The sequence below is a fragment of the Parahaliea mediterranea genome, from assembly GCF_003402235.1.
GTDB lineage: Bacteria > Pseudomonadota > Gammaproteobacteria > Pseudomonadales > Halieaceae > Parahaliea > Parahaliea mediterranea.
Map to the genome: position 1 here is coordinate 46,062 of NZ_QEWO01000006.1, position 18,243 is coordinate 64,304.

Genomic DNA, 18,243 nt, shown 5'->3' on the forward strand with positions numbered 1-18,243 from the left:
CGCTCAGAGCGGCTGCAACACCAACAGGGTTACCAGGGTGGCGGCACCCGCCGCCACGCCCAGGCGCTTACAACGCCTGAACAGGGGCTCGCCCTGCCCGAAGTGCCCGATCATGGCGTCCATGGGCGCTTCCCCCCGGCGGATGCGCCCGCTCACCGGCAGCTCCAGAAACAGCACGAAGACCAGGCTACCCACCATGCTCGCCAGCAGGGCGGCCCGGCCCGGGCTCACTATCGGCAGGCTGTACAGCGTGAACACAATGATCAGCACATTGCCCAAGGGCCCGCCCGCCGAGAGCGCCAGCGCCTGCCGCGCCGTGCTGCCCGCGTAGTCAAAATCGAAAAACAGCGGCGCGGGCTGCACCTTGATCGTTGTTGTGGCACCGGCCAGGCGAGCGCCAAGGAAGTGCCCCCACTCATGACATATATGGCTCATGAAAAAGCCCGCGAGCAGCCCCGCCAGCACGGCGAGCACCGTGGCCGCCCCCGCCCCGGTTGCGAGCGCCCAGCCATCCAGGCTGATAAACACCCCGGCCGAGGCGAGAAAGGCAGACAGGTGCGCCAATGCCTGCGTTCGCAGTTTGCCCGGGGCGTCTGTGGCGGCATTGTCGTTACTCACGGGCCACCTCAAAAGTTATAGCGCAACTCCAGCCCGTACATGCGCGGCGGCGCGGTGGTGGTCTGGAAGGCACCGGTGGTATCGCCCACGGCGGCGGCACCAAAGTAATACAGCTCATCGGTCAGGTTGGTGGCATACAGGGCACCTTCCAGGCGGCCGGACTGCGAGCGCCAGCCCAGGCGGGCATTCAGCAAACCGTAGTCATCAAAGGTGGATTGATCGAGGTTCTGCCCGGCGCCGGCATCCAGCCCCATGAAGATCTCATCCACATAGCTGTAGTCCAGCCGCGGCACAAAGGTCCCCCAGGATGTATCCCAGGTGTACTGCAGCGCCAGGCTGTACGTCAGCTTGGGCACCTCGGCAAAGGGCTCCGCCGAACGGTCGGTGACCGGTAGCGGCTGCTGGGCAAACAGCGCCCGGGAGCTGAATTGCGGCTCTTCAAAGTCCAGGTAGTCGTAATCGTTGTAGCTGCCCGTTGCCACCAGCAGCAGGTTGTCGGTGGGCAGCCAGGACAGCTCCAGCTCGCCGCCGGTAATGCGGGTGCTGGATGCGTTGGTCAGCACCACCCGGGGCGAGCCGCCGCTGTCCAGCAGCACCTGGCGCAGTTGCATCTCGTCAAAGTCGGTACGGAACACGGCGCCGTTCAGGCGCATGCTGGAACCGAGAAAATCGATTTTGAAACCCAGCTCGTAGTTGGCCACGGTTTCTGGCTGCACAGTGGCCAGGCCGTCCACCCCCACCGGCTCAAAGGTGCCCGACTTGAAGCCCTCGGCATAGCCCAGGTACACCATGGCCGATTGCAAACCCGCCGCATCCAGCAGTGCCTCCGGCAGCTGGTAGGCAAGGCTGAGCATGGGCGTGACTTCTTCCCAGGTTTCATCGGCCTGTTGCTCCACTGCCGGCAGCAGCGGGTAGATCTGCTGGCCGTCTGCATCCAAGGGGAAGGCGTTGTTAATGGCGCTGAAGATATCCGCCGCCAGCAGCGCATCCAGATCCGTCACAATCCCCACGCCGGCGGCCGGCAGGGGAATAATGCCCGGCGCACCGGCAATGGCGGCAAAGGCGGTTTCGCGGAAGGCCGCCTCGTCCAGCAGCAGCTGCGACACGGACTGCTCGCGCTGCTCGCTGGTCCAGCGCAGGCCGGCCGTCAATTCCAGGTTGTCGGTGAGGGCGTAGCTGCCCTGGAAGAAGGCTGCATAGGTGGTGTTTTCCAGCTCGTAGGTTTGCAGCTCGGCGGTGGGCGAGTTGATCAGCATGATGGGCATGGGCGCAAATAGCAGCGAGCCGGTGGACCAGCTCACCGACCCGTCGGTGCCGTCGTCGATATTCTCCTTCATGGCGAACAGGCCGAAGGTGTAATCCAGGCGGTCATCAAAGGCGCTGCCGATCAGCTGCAGCTCCTGCGAGACATGGTCGCGATCACTGGGGCTGCCACCGGGGCGATAGCGGGTTGAGAAGGGCAGCTCGGTCACGTCGTTGTCGGGGTTGCCGAAGTTGCCGGACTTTTCCTGTTCGCCATAGCCGGTGATGCTTTTCAGGCTGAGGCTGTCGTTGATTTCCCACTCGACGGTCAGGCCCAGCAGCAGGTTGTCGAGATTGTATTCAATGCGCTGGTCGGTGGTGGTGCGGTAGTCGTCCTGCAGCGCCTGGGAGCGGCGGCAGGCGGCCTCGAAGGTGGGGCTTTGGGCGCTGAAGCCGGGCATGACCGGTGTGTCGTTGTCGTTGTAGGCATCCACCGGCACGCGATCGCCCGGCAATATGCGGTTGCCGAACAGCGAATCCTCGCCGTTGAAGCTGCTGCCCTGCAGCCAGCGGCAATTGGTGGTCGGCTGGATTTCCGCGGTTTCGCCGTAGTAGGCCAGCCCGTCCACACTCACCGCATCCCCCGGCAGCCAGCGCAGCTGCAGGGCGGCGGATTGGCGATCTTCCGACGCCGCCTGCTGGCCGGTCACTATGTTGCGCTGGTAGCCGTCTCTGCGCACCGAGCCCACGGTGACCTTGGACAGCAGCGTTTCGTCAATCAGGGGGATATTGGCGGTGGCCTTCACGTCCTGCCGGTCATAGTTGCCCACGCGCACATCCACAAACCCGCCGAACTCGGTATCCGGCGCCTGGGTGGTGACCACCACCGCCCCCGCCGTGGTGTTTTTGCCAAACAGCGTACCCTGGGGGCCGCGCAGTACCTGGATGCTCTGGACGTCGATCAGATCCAGCAGCTGGCCGTCTTTGCGGGGGATGTAGAGGCCGTCCACGTACACGCCTACCGGCGCATCGATGCGCGAGCCATCGTCACGCTGGCCAATGCCGCGAATCCAGATCTGGGCAGCACTGGACTGATCAATCTGCACCCCCGGTGTCTGATAGCCGAGGTCCTTGAGGTTCACAATCCCGGCGTCTCGCAACTGGTTGCCGGTAAAGGCTGTGACGGATACCGGCACGTCCTGCATCGCCTCCTGGCGCTTGCGGGCGGTTACGATGACCTCTTCAAGCACCTGGGCCTGCACGCCGGCGGCGGGCACCAGCAGCGCGCCGCCAATGGCAAGCGACAGCACATTGAGGCCCACGGCCGGGCGCATCCAGGGTCTGGCTTGGCGTTTCAACATCACATCACCTTCTCGCTTATTGTTATATCGCTGGGGGTCTGTCGATGGAGCACTGAAGCCAGTGTACCCAGCTGCCTGAAGGTGACTATGGCCAAACCGGCCACCCAAACGGGCACAATGTCAGGGGGGCGGCCAGCTGGGGGCGCCCAGCTGCTGGCGGCCAGCGGGGGCGGTTTTGGGGGTGGCGCTCAGTCGCCGTTCAGCAGTTCCCGCTCCGCCATGGCCAGTTCGAAGTCTTCACGCGCCGCCTGGGCCCGGTGGCTGGCGTCCGCCTTGCGCTCGGCGGCCTGGGTGGCCTGCTCTTCCAGCGCCTCCAGGTGGCGCAGCTCGTCGTCGGTGGGCTCGCAGTCACGCAGCCCCTGTTTGAAATCCAGCATGGCCGCCAGCGCCGCGCGCTGCTCGGCGGCCGCCTCCTGGGCCTGGGCCTTGGCCACGCGGAAGCGCTTGCGCGCCAGCCCCTCTTCAGACCAGGGATCGATCTCCGGCAGCTCGTCCATGTTGAACACCGGCCGGCGGTAGGCCGGGTGGTGAAATAGATCGTAATTTGCTGCCGTTACCGCCGATGCCGCCAGCATCACGGCAATCACCAGCAGCGGCGCGCCACCCACAATGGCCGCGGTCTGCAGGGTATCCAGGCCACCAAGGAACAGCAGGGTGGTGGGCAGGATGGATAGAGCAAAGGCCCAGAACAGGCGGTTCCAGCGCAGGGGCTCACCCTCGATATCCGACTGCACCACCGAGGCGAGAATGTAGGAAATCGAGTCGAACGTTGTGGCGGTGAAGATCACCGCCAGCAGGGTGAACACCACGATCACCAGGGTGCCAAAAGGCAGGGTTTGCAGCATGGCGTAGATGGCCGCGGTGGGCGACTGCGTCTTGAGAATGGCGATGACATCCAGCTCGCCGGTCAGCTGCAAGTGCAGGCCGTAGTTGCCAAACACCATGAAGAACAGGAAGCAGCCCATGGAGCCAAAGAAGATGGAGCCCACCACCATCTGCTTGATGGTGCGCCCGCGGGAAATACGGGCAATGAACAGGCCCATGCTGGGGGCAAACACCAGCCACCAGGCCCAGTAGAAGATGGTCCAGTCCTGGGGGAAGTGGGTGTCGGCAAAATCCGCCAGGCCGCCGAAGGGCTCGGCCCAGGTGGCCATCTCAAAAAAATGCGTGAGCATGCGGCCCAGGCTGTCCAGCCCGGTCTCGAACATGAAGTTGGTGGGGCCCACCAGGAAGATAAACGCCAGCAGGCCCAAAGCGCCCCAGAAATTGATGTTGGAGAGAATCCTGATGCCCTTGTCCAGGCCCGCGTAGGCCGAGTAGGCGAAGATCGAGGTGCACACCATCAACACCACAATCTGGCTGCCCACCGTCTGCTGGATGCCAAACAGGGTGGACAGGCCCTCGTTGATCAGCGGCGCCGCCAGGCCCAGGGTGGTGGCGCCGCCCCCCAGCAGGCCAAAAATAAACAGCACATCCAGCACCTTGCCCGGCCAGGCCTCGGCCCGGCGCTGGCCGATCACCGGCATCAGCGCAGTGGAAATCTTCAGCACCGGGCGTTTGCGGATGTAGAAAAAATAAGAAATGGGCAGGGCGGGAATCAGGTAAATGGACCAGGGAATCAGCCCCCAGTGGAACACCCCGTAGGTGGCCGCCCAGCGGATGGCCTCATGGCTGCCGGCCTCCACCTGGAAGGGCGGGTCGTTGTAGTAGAAGGCCCACTCAATGGGGGCCCAGTAAAGAATGCTGGCGCCAATGCCCCCGCAGAACAGCATCGCCGCCCAGGAGCCGGTGGCAAACTCCGGCCGTTCGTCCGGCTCGCCCAGTTTGATATTGCCGATCTCGCTGAACACGATGTACAGCATGAAGAACAGCGCCGCGATACCCAGCAGCAGATACAGGCCGCCCAGCTGGTCGGTCATAAAGGCCCGGGCCTGGGCCACCGCCTGGGCGCCCTCCTCGGGCCAGGCCACCAGCGGCACAGTAACCACCAGCAGCAGCAACAGGGCCCCGATAAACGTGGGGCGGTCGATCAGGTGAAGCCCAGGGATACGCATAAGCCTTTTACTCTCAGCGGAAGCACCCACAGAGCGTAGACCATCTATGCCATCCGGCTGGCTGATCACCCTCCGGTGGGCAACCCGCCTGTGAGTTGGCCAGGCGCCAGAAAGGGGACCGGCCTGCAGAGTCGGGCGGCTACAGTCGCCTGAGTGCAGCGTCCAAAAGGCTGCAGGACAGGCCACCCAAAGGGCATCACCAAATAAACACCAGGCAACTGGCCGTAAGCATCCCCATCACGCGGTTGAACCAGCGCCAGCTCTGCGGCGATGACAACACCCGGCCCAGCAGCACGCCAAAGGCCGCCCAGCCGGAGGTGAGCGGAAAGCCCACCATCATGAACACCGCCACAATCAGCCCCGCCGACCACCAGTAGCCTTCGCCCGAAATGGTGAAGGACCCCACCGCCGTGATCGCCATGGCCCAGGCCTTGGGATTGACGTACTGGAACAGCAGGGCTTCGTGAAACCGCATGGGCCGCGCGGCGGCCTCACCGGGCTGCAGGGCCTGGCGGGCCGGGGGCGGAGCGGTGCCAATGCGCCAGGCCAGGTACAAAAGGTAGGCGCCCGCGGCCAGGCGCAGGCCCTGCTGCACCACGGGAAAGGCCTCGAACAGCACCCCCAGCCCACCGGCAACCGTGCCGATCAGGCTGGCCACCCCCAGCGACACACCCACCAAGTGGGGCAGGGTGCGGGCAAAGCCAAAGTTGGCGCCGGACGCCGTCAGCATGATGTTGTTCGGCCCCGGCGTGCCCGTCATGGCGGCGGCGAACACGGCAATGGAAAGTAACAGCTGCAGGGTGGTATCCACGGGGCAATCTCTTTTGTATCGATACAATTAAGCATTTTGCTTGCATTGCAAGCCAAAAATGGGAAGGATCGACGCTAACAGGGATTCAATCCGCCGGCAAAAGGTTTATTGTCACCGTGACATTCACAGACATATCGCTGCAAAAGCACGACACCACCCCCCTCTACCGACAGCTGGCCGACGCCCTGGCACAGCGCATCGAACAGGGCGAGCTGGCGCCGGGCGATCGCCTGCCCACCCACCGGGGCCTGGCCGACGCGGTAGGCGTGACCATCGGCACCGTGACCCGGGCCTACGCCGATGTTGAACGCCGCGGCCTGATAGAAGCGCGCGTTGGCGCCGGCACCTTCGTGCGCCGCGCCCAGGGGCCGAGCTGGCGCTTCGAGCAAGCGGACGGCACGACCCGCTCCCTCGGCTACAACATTCCCCCCGCCATCGACCGCGCCGAGGCCCTGCAACAGGCGCTGCGGCAGCTCGCGGAGCACGGCCCGACCCTCAACCAGCTCATGCTGTACCAGTCGCCGGAGGGGATCGGCGAGCACCGCCAGGCCCTGGCCGCCTGGCTCGGCCGCCGCGGCATTGCGCTGGATGCAGACCAGCTGCTGTTCACCTCCGGCGCCCAGCACGGCGTGCAATTGGCCCTGCAGACCCTGTGCCGCCCCGGCGACAGCGTGCTTTGCGAGCGCCTGACCTACCCCGGCCTGCTCAGCCTGGCCCGCCAGCAGCACCTGCACGTGCGGCCAGTGGAAATGGACGACGAGGGCCTGCTGCCCGAGGCCGTAGACGCCGCCTGCCGGCAGCACCGCCCGCGCCTGCTGTACGTTACCCCCACCCTGCAGAACCCCACCACCGCCACCCTCGGCGACGCCCGCCGCGACGCCCTGATCGCCATCTGCCGCGAACACGGCGTACTGATTGTTGAAGACGACGTTCACGGCCTGCTGAGCACCGCCTGCCCCGCGCCGCTGGTGAACCGCAGCGCCGACACAGTCGTGCACGTGGGCGGACTGGGCAAAGCCCTGGCCCCCGGCCTGCGCCTTGGCTACCTGCAGGCCCCCGCCACACTGCGCAGCGCCTTTGTGGCCGGCGTGCAAAACCACAGCTGGATGATCAGCCCCCTGCTTACCGCCCTGGCGGCGCTGCTTATCGAACAGGGCACCGCCGACCGCCTGCTGCAACAGGTGCAAACCGAAATGGCCGCGCGCTGGCAGCGGGCCGTGCACTGCCTTAGCGGCCAGCGCCTGCGCTTTCATCCCCAGGGCTTTCACGGCTGGCTGACACTGCCCGACGCCCTGCCGCTGAGCGAATGCCTGATCCAGGCCCGCGCGCGGGGGCTGGACGTCAAATCCGCCGAACTGTTCAGCCCCCCGGGCTACCCCGCCCCGCCCGCCATACGGATAGCCGTCAGCGCCCCCACCAGCCTGGCGACCATGGAGCAGGCCCTGAGCGAGCTGCAGGACCTGCTCAACCGCGCCGGCCCGCCAGACGCCTTCACCCTGTAGCTGCGCGTACCTCCGCCGCGCCCCTCATCAACGCCCCGCGCATCCAGCACAGGTCAGGCAACTGCCAAGCGATTGACCTTGTCGCGCCACCACCCAACAATGCACACAGCGCGCAGCTCTCCGCCCCGGCGGCGGCGCGTAACACTCGCCCACACCGCAAGGAGAAGCCCCCATGGACCTGCTGGAAATCACCGAAAAACGCCACATGCGCCGCGAACAGGCCGCCGACCTGCTGCGCGCCCTGGCCGACAACCTGTCGCGCCACAACGGCGTGGACTTTATGAAAGACGGGAAAAAGCTCACCGTGCGAGTGCCCGACGAGGTAGAGGTGGAGCTGGAAGTCGAAATCGAAAGCGGCGAATCCGGTATCGAAGTGGAGATCAAATGGTAGGAGGCTCAAGGCTGTCGATTGGCAGCTCAAGGCCTTTGCTGGTCTGCTCAAGGCTGTTGATACGGAGCTCAAGGCTGTGCGCCCCGCCAGTTTGTCCGATATAATCCCCGCCTCTTCGTCGCAGCCCGCGACACCCGGGGCCCATAGCTCAGTTGGTTAGAGCATCCGACTCATAATCGGCAGGTCGAAGGTTCAAGTCCTTCTGGGCCCACCATTTTCTACTTTCCCCAGGATTCCCCTCGTGATCACCACCGCCAACATCACCATGCAGTTCGGTGCGCAGCCGCTGTTTGAAAATATTTCCGCCAAATTTGGCAACGGCAATCGCTACGGCCTGATTGGCGCCAATGGCTGTGGCAAGTCCACCTTTATGAAGATCCTGAGCGGCGCGCTGGCGCCGACATCTGGCAATGTGTCGATTGAGCAGGGTTGCAGCCTTGGCATTCTGAGCCAGGACCAGTTCGCCTTTGAGCAATACAGCGTGATTGATACGGTGATCATGGGCGATGCGCAGCTGTGGCAGGTCAAGCAGGAACGCGACCGCATTTACGGCCTCGCCGAGATGAGCGAGGCCGATGGCATGCGCGTGGCGGAGCTGGAAGTCCAGTTCGCCGAGATGGACGGCTACACCGCCGAGAGTCGCGCCGGTGAAATTCTGCTGGAGGCGGGCATCGACGAAGCCCTGCACTTTGGCCTGATGAAGCAGGTAGCCCCCGGCTGGAAGCTGCGCGTGCTGCTGGCCCAGGCCCTGTTTGCCGACCCGGACATCCTGCTGCTGGACGAGCCCACCAACAACCTCGACATCCACACCATCAATTGGCTGGCCGACGTGCTGAATCAGCGCAGAAGCACCATGATCATCATTTCTCACGACCGCCACTTCCTCAATGCGGTGTGCACCCACATGGCGGATATCGACTATGGCGAGTTGCGTATTTTCCCCGGAAATTACGAGGCTTTTGTCGCCGCGTCCACGCTGATCCAGGATCAGCTGCGCGCCAGCAACGCCAAAAAGAGCGCCGAACTGGAAGAGCTGCAGAGCTTTGTGAATCGCTTCTCGGCCAATGCGTCCAAGGCCAAGCAGGCCAGCTCCCGCGCCAAGAAGATGGAGAAGATCAAGCTGGATGAGATCAAGCCCTCCAGCCGCGTGTCGCCCTACATCACCTTCGCGCAGCACAAGAAGCTGCATCGGCAGGCCCTGGTGCTGGAGGGGTTGAGCCACGGTTTTGACGATCAACCGCTGTTCAACAACGGCGAGATGATTCTTGAAGCCGGCGCGCGCCTGGCCGTGATCGGCGAGAACGGCGTGGGCAAGACTACCTTCCTGCGCTGCCTGGTTGAGGAAATCCAGGCCAATAGCGGCACCATCAAATGGGCGGAGAATGCTGTTGTTGGCTACTGCCCCCAGGACAGCACGGCCGACTTTGACAACGACCTCACCATTTTTGAATGGATGAGCCAGTGGCGACTGCCCCGCCACGACGACCTGGCGGTGCGCGGCATGCTCGGCCGCCTGCTGTTTACCGCGGACGACGCCAACAAAAAGGCACGGGTCTGTTCCGGCGGCGAGAAAAACCGCCTGCTGTTCGGCAAGCTGATGATGACGGACAACAACGTGCTGATCATGGACGAGCCGACCAACCACATGGACATGGAATCCATCGAGGCGCTGAACAAAGCGCTGGCCAACTACGACGGCACACTCATCTTCGTGAGTCACGACCGGCAGTTTGTCTCGTCACTGGCCACCCGGGTGGTGGAGATCAAACACCAGACGCTGATCGACTTCCAGGGCACCTACGACGAGTACCTGGCAGACAAGGCGCGCGCTGCCTCACAGGCCGGCTCGCAGGCCGCCTAGCCGCCTTCGGCACTCTGGGGCATGGCCCCGGGGCGGCCGCCGCCAATGGCGCGATAAGTCGCCACCCGCACATCCACACTCACGGTCAGCGACGCCCGCTGAGACAGCGCTTCGCGCGCCTCTACACTGGCGCGGTGGTAGTGCGGGGTCATGGCCAGCAGGTCTGCCAGGTTGTCGCTGCCCTCCAGAGGCAGCGCGTATTGGACCCGCTCCTCGCCCAGGCATGCAAAGTGCGGCGGCAGCGCTGCTTCGCGGGCGGCCGTGCTCTTCTCCCTGGCGTAGATAAGCTCGCGCAACTCCCTGAGGTGCCCCGCGCCGGCATCCACTTTTATCAGCAGGCCGCCGGGCTTCAGCACGCGGGAAAATTCCGCATACACCGGAAACCCGAACAGGCAAAGAATGCGATCGAGGCTGGCGGACTGTGCCGGGATGCGGGCATTGCTGGCCACCACCCAGGTGGCGCACGCATCCTGCCGCGCGGCCGCCTGCACCGCCCACTTGGAAATATCCAGGCCCAGCAGGTGCAGTGTTGCGTCGGCATCGGCGGCGGCCAGTTCACGCAGGTAGTAACCCTCGCCGCAGCCCGCATCCAGGCAGGCCAGTTCGGCCCCGTCTTCCGTGCCAGCCAGCACAGCGCGCTGTACAGCCTCGGCAACCGGCCGGTAATGGCCCGCCCCCAAGAACCGCCGCCGGGCGGCCACCATGGCTTTACTGTCGCCTGGGTCGCGGCTGCGTTTGTGCTGCACGGGCAGCAGGTGGGTGTAACCGCTGCCGGCAATATCAAAGCTGTGGCCACCGGCGCACACCCAGCGGGCGGGCTCAGCGCCCAGTGGCTGCTGATCCAGCGGGCAGGTCAGACGCTGAAATGGGACAACTTTCAAGGTAATCTACTCTTCTTTCGCATGGTAATGGCCCGCATGGTGATGCCCCACATCGTGATGCCCCGCACTGTGAGCATGCAGGTAGGAGCAACGCCGGGCCCTGCCGCTATGGTACCCGCAACAGGGCGAACCCCCTACTGCAGCCCCTTGGACCGTAACCCCTTGGACCGCTACCCTTTGGACAAACCCCTTTCGTGAAAACACCCAAACGCCTGCAGCCACTGGTCGATGATGGTCTGATCGACGAAGTTGTGTACCCGCTGATGAGCGGCAAGGAAGCCGACGTTTTTGTGGTGCGCTGCGGCAGTGAACTGCGCTGCGCCAAAATCTACAAAGACGCGGTCAAACGCAGTTTCAAGAAGGCCGCCCAGTACACCGAGGGGCGCAAAACCCGCAACAGCCGCCGCGCCCGCGCCATGGAAAAGGGATCAAAGTTCGGGCGCCAACAACAGGAAGAGACCTGGCAGAACGCCGAGGTGGACGCCCTGTACCGGCTGTCCCGGGCCGGGGTGAGAGTACCGCAACCCTACGGTTGCCTGGAGGGCGTGCTGCTGATGGAGCTGATTACCGCCGAAGACGGCGGTGCGGCTCTGCGCCTCAACGATGTGGCCATGTCGGCGGAGCAGGCCCGGGAGGATCACGCGCTGATGATGCAGTACGTGGTGCGCATGCTGTGCGCCGGCCTCGTACACGGCGACCTGTCGGAATTCAACGTACTGGTGGACGAAGACGGCCCGGTGATCATCGACCTGCCCCAGGCCGTGGACGCCGCCGCCAACAACAACGCCCGGGCAATGCTGGAGCGGGACGTGGCCAACATGACCGACTACTACGGCCAGTTCGCCCCAGAGCTGCTGGGCAGCCACTACGCGCAGGAAATCTGGGCGCTGTATGAAGACGGCGACCTGCACCCGGACTACGTGCCCAGCGGTGACTTCGAGCTGGACACCCACAGTGCCGACACCGACGCGGTGCTGGCGGAAATTCGCGCCGTACTGGCAGAGGAAGCACAGCGGCGCGAGCGTCTGGAAGCGGATGAGGCCGACGACCCGCTCTAGTACGCCGGCCGCCCGGAGCGTTTAGGTTCAGGCGCTCAGGCCTTTCTCGCCAGGATTTTCCGCCCCTTCACCCCGTCGTCCCGCAGCAGGGCCAGCGCGATGCCGCACTGCTCCCGGGTGACGGCCACATAAGCCTCCCTGTCAAAAATATCAATCTTGCCAATGTGCTCCCGGTTCAGCTCGCCGCTGGCGGTGAGTGCGCCAAGAATGTCGCCGGGGCGAAGCTTGGCTTTGCGCCCGGCATTCAGGCACAGCGTGGTCATCACCGGCTTGATGGGCAGGGCGTCCGCCGCAATCTCGGGCAGGGCTGCGGTTGGCAGGGCCTGGCCCAGTTGCGCCTCGATGGCCTGGACGCGGTGCATTTCACCAGCGCTGAACAGGCTCAGCGCCAAGCCTTCGCTGCCGGCGCGGCCGGTGCGACCAATGCGGTGGATGTACACCTGCGGGTCGTGCGGCAGTTCATAGTTGACCACCGCCGCCAGGTCCTTGATATCCAGGCCTCTGGCGGCCACGTCGGTGGCAATGAGCACGGGCATGCTGCGGTTGGCAAACATCACCAGCACCCGGTCGCGGTCTTTCTGCTCCATGTCGCCGTGCAAGGCCATGGCGCTGATGCCATGCCGTTTCAGTTCGCCAGTCAGCTCCTCGCATTGCTGCCTGCGGTTGCAGAACACCACACTGCTGTCGGGGCGGAAGCGGTGCAGCAGGGTAGCCAGCGCAGCGGGCCGGTTGCCGTCTGCCGTTTCATACAGCGTCTGGCGGATCACGCTGTCGTCGTGCGTGCTCTCCACGCGAACCTCCACCGGATCATTCTGCACGCTTTCGCTGATGGCAAGAATCTCCTGCGGGTAGGTTGCCGAAAACAGCAGCGTCTGGCGCTGCGCGGGAAGGAATGTCAGCAGCGTTGCAATGTCATCCAGAAAGCCCATGTCGAGCATGCGGTCGGCTTCGTCGAGCACCAGTGTTTTTACATCCCCCAGTTTCAACGACCCTTTTTCACAGTGTTTCAGCAAACGCCCCGGCGTACCCACCACCACGTGGGGCGGCCGCTCCAGCGAACTCAACTGCGGCCCCATGGGCTTGCCGCCGCACAGCGTGAGTATCTTCACGTTGGGCAGCGGCCTGGCGAGCAAGCGAAGGGCCTTGCTCACCTGATCGGCCAGCTCCCGCGTGGGGCAAACCACCAGGCTCTGTGTCCGGTACGCCAGCGGGTCGAGATGCTGCAACAGGCCGATACCAAACGCGGCCGTTTTGCCACTGCCGGTCTTGGCCTGGGCCTTCACGTCTCTGCCGGCCAGTATCAGTGGCAGGCTGCCCGCCTGGACAGGGGTCATGGCCTGGTAGTCGAGCGCTGCAAGGTTGGCGAGAACCTCAGCCGGCAGTGGCAGGCTGGAGAAGGCGTTGCTGGTCATGGGTGGGTCTACCTTGGTGATGGAAAAACGCGGGGTATCTGATGATTTACGGCGCGGATAGTTCGCAGGGGTGTGTGGCCGAACGCCTGCTCCTGAACAGTCCTGCACCATCTTTTCACGACGGTCACAGCTCCGTGGCCCACCTCACTGGACAGAGGGCAGATCATGCCCGAGTTGAAGCGCCTTGTCGCCATCAAGAAAATCAGCTCGCTCTCGACCCGCTGCGTGCGCTGGCAGAACCGGGAACGTTGGAATCTCTACGACAGCGTACACACCGGGGAAGTATTTTGAGCGATGCTGCGGTAGGTCTCTCGCAGGTTATTTACGACAACCTGAACATTACTGCGATCGTTCTGGCCTTTATACGAATAAGGCCGCAGACCGCTTCCCCGGCGCCCGAGCTTTACATCGATACCCGGTGTTTGCGCAGGTCTATGAAAGTACAGTCGTAGCCTTGATACTTGGGTAGGCGCAGGTACAGGACCATCATCTGATTATCCTGGCGGATGTGCTGCACCATTCGCTTTTTTAGGTCGCCTTGATTCGCAAATCATGGTTTTGACAGTGCTTACAGGGTGGCCGCCGGTAGGGCTATTCCCAGACTTCAACGTCTCGGCGGGGCTTGCCCCGCATTACCTCTAGCCCAAGCATGCCTATAATGATCCCCGCGAGGGACATCGGTGCTCTCCATCAAACAATCTTCGCAAATCAGTTTAGTGAATACCGATGTCCTGCCTTCATGTTGAAGAGCTCGAATGGGAAGGCAGACTAGGCGAAGTTAAGCCTTCGGTGGGGACTTGAATTCTAGGGTTAGCAATAAAAATTTGAGACCCACTTACAAGTTCAATACGACCCCAGGCAACCAGAGCCTGACCTATTTGAAGGCTACAACCGTCCAATAGACCCTTTAGCACAACTTCAACACCATTATTCTCGTATCGGCTTTTGGAAACCACATTGCAAGTTCTTTGTGATTCTTGCTCACCGATTTTTGTAGTGACTAGCTCCCACCCACCTATTGGAGTCCAGACATTTTTGTCGCTCTCAGCAATCAATTCTGACAGTGAAATTAATTCTGGGTATTTACCCGCCCAGGTCATAGAATTATTTTGTATAAAGCTGGAAGGCCACTCCACTGGCTGAATATCAACCCGAAATACCGAGTATTCACCCTCATCTTCTACTAACGTTACAACTTCTCTGAAAACTGAAGCCGCATCGAACTCCGCCCGAAATTTCACCATGATCATTCCATTTAAAGGGCTGGCCGATTCGAAATTTCTAAATTCGGGCGGCTGGGAGAATTGTGAAGTAATAGACATAGCGGCAGATTTAAAATCCTGAAATGGCATATCGTCTTTTATAATAGGGCTCGCGTAACTGTACGCTTCTGAGTAATCCCCCAAATAAATTGCCTCCAGAAAAACCGTGGAAACTTTTTTTGCATACCTTTCACCAAGCAAAGGCTTAGATTCAACGAATTCCTGATATAATATCGGAATACTCGATGCAAATATTGGAACCAGCACAGCCGCAACTACCCACTTTTTCTGTTCGAACTTGTGCTTAATGTTCTTACTTGAAGTCTCAGATAAATTATTATCACCAGACCCTATATCGCAGTTTCCATCATTCATTTTTATCCCCTATAGCTTTTAATAATGGGCTTTAGTAACTTCTATATCCATCACGCATTATTTCTTTTCTATTAAAAAGTGAGCTATAGATGGGAGAGCTTGGATAAAGCTGAATTTGCGGGTTCCCTACCACATGTGAAAACGATAAAGCGACTCCATTCTCGTAGGCGACCTGAAAGAAAAAAAGATCCATACCAAAAGTTGCTATTTCCACATCCAGGCCAGACTTTTTTAACAGCGCACCAGATATAAAGTCTGCGTCATCTTCATTGACACTGGAAAAAAGAATGGCCGGATTGATTTCGACATTGGCTCGCAACCCATCAAGAATATGGTAAAGAAAGTAGTGTCCAAATTCATGATAAGCAATAAATCCAAAAAGGCTCAAAAAATACCTGTCTGATTCTTCTCTTTCATCAGCCGAAAGCGATGTCAGTGGATAGCAGCATTCCGGAACAACTCCGAGATTGATAACATGATAAGCAACGATTCTATCGATAGCACTGGCGGGGCTTTCAAATGAAGTCCCTTTATTGTACTGCGCATAGAAGTTTGAAACCTCATTGGCAATTGCTAGATATTTTCCGTCTACAGTGAAGTACTCATGTCCTGCATGGCCTCCCCTAATTTGCCCAATGCCCGCGTTATATCGTAGATCCTCCTCGACAAATAATGGGGCATCGCTATCGATGCCAGCTAGCTCCAGCAATCTGTTCGCCGATTGCTGGAAGTCGTTAAATGCGATGCCGGAGGATGTTCTGCTCATATCAATACTTCTTAAATTCGAAAGCTCTTGTGGAGTTGCCGGACGCTGCGTGGCGTCTCGCAATATTTGAGAACCTGATAGCGCAGCGATTACATCAAGAGTCCCAGAATTTGATCCTAGAAACCCGCCAGTCCCTCCAATACCGTAAGTTGTTCCTTGTGTAGGGGATGGGGATGGGGATGGGGATGGGGGTGGGGGTGGGGGTGGGGGTGTATCTATCGCACCATTTGAGTCGCTTCCACCTCCACAGGCAGTAAGCGCCATGACCAATAGCAACGAAAACAGTATTTTGTTATTCATGAATACACCATCCTTGTGTTTTGCGCATAGGGGATATTTTCAATAGCTGTACTGACTACCAATGCTTAAAATTTAATCTAGCCCATATTTGAGAGCTGTAAATAGAAAAAACCGGATTAATATATTTTTTCTATCTATTATCGTAGATTGATATTCCCTAACTGATTATCTCAGACTGTAAACAGCTTCAACTGTGTCCAAACTGCCGATGACGATTGATCCAATCCGATCTCGGTGCCAATTCGGGAGGTCGTTAGGAAGAAAGATTAGTCCGAATATTTCACAAGTAATCTAATTTGGCTGCATTTGTGCGAAGATTATTCCGATCAGCGAATAGTGGTCAGTTCGCGAGATATTTTGAGCTGTTTTACGTGTTTCCGGGCACACCTCCCTCAGACCTCCATTGTTTATCGAGGCGCCGCGGTCTCAGTGCGGTGGGGCTAGCCCCCATAAATCCCCTCCAACGCCTCATCCAACGCCGGATACCGAAATTCAAACCCCGCCTCGCGCAGCGCACCGGGCACGACGCGCTGGCCGGCCAGCAGGAGTTCTTCGGCCATTTCGCCAAGCCCCAGTCTCAGGGCCACGGAGGGCAGTGGCACGGGCGGCAGGGTGCGGAAGTGTTTGCGCAGGGCGGTGCACAGGTCGCGGTGGGTGACGGGCGTGGGAGCGGTGATGTTAAAGGAGCCGCTCAGGCAGGGTTGGTCGAGCAAAAAGAGGATGGCCGCCACGACGTCTGCGCGGTGTACCCAGCTCAGCCATTGCTCGCCGGAGCCCATCCAGTTGGCGAACCCAAAGCGAAAGGGGCGTGCCATGTCGCTGAGGGCGCCGCCGCCGGCATCCAGCACGACGCCCAGGCGCAGGTAGCAGGTGCGTATGCCCAGTGCCTCGGCCTGTGCCGCCGCCTGTTCCCAGCGCCGGCACAGGTCACTGGCAAAGCCGGGATGGGGCGGGGCGTCTTCGGCGAGGAAGTGGTCGCCCTGGTGGCCGTAGTAGCCCACGGCACTGGCAGAGAGCAGGGTGGCCGGCGGCGCGCTGCGCTCGCGCAGGAAGTCGATGAGGGCGACGGTGGTGTCCAGGCGGCTGGCCACCAGTTCGCGCTTGTAACGCTGCGTCCAGCACTTGCCCGCCATGGAGGCACCGGCAAGGTTGATGACCGCATCCAGGGGCGCATCGCGCAGCGGCGCCAGGGTCTGCACGTAGCGCACACCGTTATCGCCGGGCAGCGCCTGCCGGGTGAGCACACTCACCCGGTACCCGGCCCGCTGCAGGGCCGGCACCAGTGCGCTACCGATAAACCCGGTGCCGCCCGTGACCAGCACGTCCATAAGTCACCTAGGGTTCTGCCGTATGCAAACTGTAGCCCACGCCCCGGCAGAGGCAAATGCGGGTTTGGGTCAGGCATCCAGGGGTACAGCGCAGCGGGGGCATCCAGCAAAGGCCTTGCCGCGTACACTGTGTAACATGCACCCATCCGACGGCTCACAGCTACTGCACTTTATCCACCGCCACCCGCGGCTGGTGGTGCTTACCGGCGCCGGCATCAGCGCAGCGTCGGGCATTCCCACCTACCGCGACAACCTGGGCAACTGGCAGCACAGTGCGCCCATCACTCACCAGGCTTTTGTGGATGACGAGGGGGCCAGGCGCCGCTACTGGGCGCGTTCGCTGGCCGGCTGGCCGCCGGTGCGCGATGCCCGCCCCAATGCTGCCCACCTGGCGCTGGCGAGCCTGGAGCGCGCCGGCGTTGTGCCGCTGGTTATCACCCAGAATGTGGACCGCCTGCACCAGCGGGCCGGCAGCACCCGGGTAGTGGATTTGCACGGCCGAATTGACCGGGTGCGCTGCCTGCTCTGCGCCGATGTGCAGCCGCGCGAGTTGCTGCAGCGCCAGTTTGCCCTGGCCGGCCACCACCCGCCGGCCGGTGTGGTTGCCACGCGCCCGGACGGCGATGCAGACACCCTTGCAACGGCAGGCACAGCTACGGCCAGCGCGGATGGGCAATACGGCCCAGCGCCGCCCCGCTGCCGCCACTGCAACGGTATGCTGATGCCGGATGTGGTGTTCTTTGGCGGCGCGGTGCCGGCGGCCACGGTGGCGGTTTGCAAAGCCGCCATCGACGCGGCGGATGCGCTGCTGGTGGTGGGCAGCTCGCTGCAGGTGTACTCGGGGTTTCGCTTCTGCCGCTATGCCAAGGCCGGGGGCAAGGCACTGGCCCTGCTGAACCCAGGCCTCACCCGCGCCGACGCGCTGGCCGACCTGCGCCTGCGGGCCGATTGCGCGCCGGTGCTGGCAGCGGTGGCCGAGGCCTTGGGCCGGGCACCAGCCCCGCCCTGATTTTGGGTTATG

15 protein-coding genes and 1 tRNA gene are annotated in these 18,243 nt (G+C 61.7%); 7 read left to right on the plus strand and 9 right to left on the minus strand.

Annotated features, from left to right (window positions below):
- Positions 1-3 precede the first annotated feature (3 nt).
- From DDZ17_RS17655 to DDZ17_RS17670, 4 genes are all read right to left on the minus strand, one after another.
- A complete protein-coding gene (locus tag DDZ17_RS17655) occupies positions 4-618 on the minus strand; it encodes a hypothetical protein (protein ID WP_116368306.1) in 615 nt (204 codons plus the stop codon).
- 8 nt (positions 619-626) lie between these two features.
- The gene (locus DDZ17_RS17660; protein WP_116368307.1) at positions 627-3,221 is read right to left on the minus strand and encodes a TonB-dependent receptor; all 2,595 of its coding nucleotides are present in this window, start codon (positions 3,219-3,221) and stop codon (positions 627-629) included.
- Between the two features lie 188 nt (positions 3,222-3,409).
- Positions 3,410-5,275: a BCCT family transporter gene (locus tag DDZ17_RS17665; RefSeq protein WP_116368308.1), complete on the minus strand. Its 1,866-nt coding sequence runs from the start codon at positions 5,273-5,275 to the stop codon at positions 3,410-3,412.
- A 196-nt stretch (positions 5,276-5,471) separates the two neighbouring features.
- Positions 5,472-6,086 (minus strand): LysE family translocator, encoded by a 615-nt coding sequence (locus tag DDZ17_RS17670; protein WP_206613588.1) that lies wholly within the window; start codon positions 6,084-6,086, stop codon positions 5,472-5,474.
- A gap of 116 nt (positions 6,087-6,202) precedes the next feature.
- On the opposite strand from DDZ17_RS17670, the gene DDZ17_RS17675 reads away from it, so the two are divergent.
- From DDZ17_RS17675 to DDZ17_RS17690, 4 genes are all read left to right on the plus strand, one after another.
- Positions 6,203-7,588 carry an aminotransferase-like domain-containing protein gene (locus DDZ17_RS17675; RefSeq protein WP_116368309.1) on the plus strand — a complete coding sequence of 462 codons (1,386 nt, stop codon included), beginning with the start codon at positions 6,203-6,205 and terminating at the stop codon, positions 7,586-7,588.
- Between the two features lie 172 nt (positions 7,589-7,760).
- Entirely contained in the window at positions 7,761-7,979 is a 219-nt protein-coding gene (locus DDZ17_RS17680) for an amphi-Trp domain-containing protein (RefSeq protein ID WP_206613589.1), read from the plus strand.
- A 137-nt stretch (positions 7,980-8,116) separates the two neighbouring features.
- A tRNA-Ile gene (locus DDZ17_RS17685) sits at positions 8,117-8,193 on the plus strand.
- A gap of 27 nt (positions 8,194-8,220) precedes the next feature.
- Positions 8,221-9,840 (plus strand): ABC-F family ATPase, encoded by a 1,620-nt coding sequence (locus tag DDZ17_RS17690; RefSeq protein ID WP_116368310.1) that lies wholly within the window; start codon positions 8,221-8,223, stop codon positions 9,838-9,840.
- Here the strand turns inward: DDZ17_RS17690 and DDZ17_RS17695 are convergent.
- Positions 9,837-10,721 (minus strand): putative RNA methyltransferase, encoded by an 885-nt coding sequence (locus tag DDZ17_RS17695; RefSeq protein WP_116368311.1) that lies wholly within the window; start codon positions 10,719-10,721, stop codon positions 9,837-9,839. The two genes, DDZ17_RS17690 and DDZ17_RS17695, sit on opposite strands and share 4 nt — an antisense overlap.
- 194 nt (positions 10,722-10,915) lie before the next feature.
- Between DDZ17_RS17695 and DDZ17_RS17700 the strand changes: the two genes are divergently transcribed.
- The gene (locus DDZ17_RS17700) at positions 10,916-11,779 is read left to right on the plus strand and encodes a PA4780 family RIO1-like protein kinase (protein ID WP_116368312.1); all 864 of its coding nucleotides are present in this window, start codon (positions 10,916-10,918) and stop codon (positions 11,777-11,779) included.
- Between the two features lie 35 nt (positions 11,780-11,814).
- Here DDZ17_RS17700 and dbpA read toward each other — a convergent pair whose 3' ends face one another.
- Positions 11,815-13,191: an ATP-dependent RNA helicase DbpA gene (gene dbpA / locus DDZ17_RS17705; protein WP_116368313.1), complete on the minus strand. Its 1,377-nt coding sequence runs from the start codon at positions 13,189-13,191 to the stop codon at positions 11,815-11,817.
- 165 nt (positions 13,192-13,356) lie between these two features.
- On the opposite strand from dbpA, the gene DDZ17_RS22930 reads away from it, so the two are divergent.
- On the plus strand, positions 13,357-13,482 hold the full coding sequence (locus DDZ17_RS22930; protein WP_277749336.1) for a hypothetical protein: 126 nt from the start codon (positions 13,357-13,359) through the stop codon (positions 13,480-13,482).
- 446 nt (positions 13,483-13,928) lie between these two features.
- On the opposite strand, the gene DDZ17_RS22495 is transcribed toward DDZ17_RS22930, so the two are convergent.
- From DDZ17_RS22495 to DDZ17_RS17715, 3 genes are all read right to left on the minus strand, one after another.
- Positions 13,929-14,828 carry a hypothetical protein gene (locus DDZ17_RS22495; RefSeq protein ID WP_157976711.1) on the minus strand — a complete coding sequence of 300 codons (900 nt, stop codon included), beginning with the start codon at positions 14,826-14,828 and terminating at the stop codon, positions 13,929-13,931.
- A gap of 31 nt (positions 14,829-14,859) precedes the next feature.
- On the minus strand, positions 14,860-15,894 hold the full coding sequence (locus DDZ17_RS22500; RefSeq protein WP_157976712.1) for a hypothetical protein: 1,035 nt from the start codon (positions 15,892-15,894) through the stop codon (positions 14,860-14,862).
- Between the two features lie 440 nt (positions 15,895-16,334).
- Positions 16,335-17,222, minus strand: coding sequence for a TIGR01777 family oxidoreductase (locus DDZ17_RS17715; RefSeq protein ID WP_116368315.1), 888 nt, complete (start codon positions 17,220-17,222; stop codon positions 16,335-16,337).
- A 136-nt stretch (positions 17,223-17,358) separates the two neighbouring features.
- Here DDZ17_RS17715 and DDZ17_RS17720 point away from each other — a divergent pair, with 136 nt between their 5' ends.
- Complete coding sequence (locus DDZ17_RS17720) at positions 17,359-18,231, plus strand: NAD-dependent protein deacetylase (protein WP_116368316.1); 873 nt, start codon at positions 17,359-17,361, stop codon at positions 18,229-18,231.
- The last annotated feature ends 12 nt before the right edge of the window (positions 18,232-18,243 follow it).

What these genes read in the sequence shown, in the direction of transcription:
- DDZ17_RS17660 (WP_116368307.1), bottom strand. Translation starts at nt 3,221, where the DNA reads ATGTTGAAACGCCAAGCCAGACCCTGGATGCGCCCGGCCGTGGGCCTC.
- DDZ17_RS17665 (WP_116368308.1), bottom strand. Translation starts at nt 5,275, where the DNA reads ATGCGTATCCCTGGGCTTCACCTGATCGACCGCCCCACGTTTATCGGG.
- DDZ17_RS17680 (WP_206613589.1), top strand. Translation starts at nt 7,761, where the DNA reads ATGGACCTGCTGGAAATCACCGAAAAACGCCACATGCGCCGCGAACAG.
- dbpA (WP_116368313.1), bottom strand. Translation starts at nt 13,191, where the DNA reads ATGACCAGCAACGCCTTCTCCAGCCTGCCACTGCCGGCTGAGGTTCTC.
- DDZ17_RS22930 (WP_277749336.1), top strand. Translation starts at nt 13,357, where the DNA reads ATGCCCGAGTTGAAGCGCCTTGTCGCCATCAAGAAAATCAGCTCGCTC.
- DDZ17_RS22495 (WP_157976711.1), bottom strand. Translation starts at nt 14,828, where the DNA reads ATGAATGATGGAAACTGCGATATAGGGTCTGGTGATAATAATTTATCT.
- DDZ17_RS22500 (WP_157976712.1), bottom strand. Translation starts at nt 15,894, where the DNA reads ATGAATAACAAAATACTGTTTTCGTTGCTATTGGTCATGGCGCTTACT.
- DDZ17_RS17715 (WP_116368315.1), bottom strand. Translation starts at nt 17,222, where the DNA reads ATGGACGTGCTGGTCACGGGCGGCACCGGGTTTATCGGTAGCGCACTG.
- DDZ17_RS17720 (WP_116368316.1), top strand. Translation starts at nt 17,359, where the DNA reads ATGCACCCATCCGACGGCTCACAGCTACTGCACTTTATCCACCGCCAC.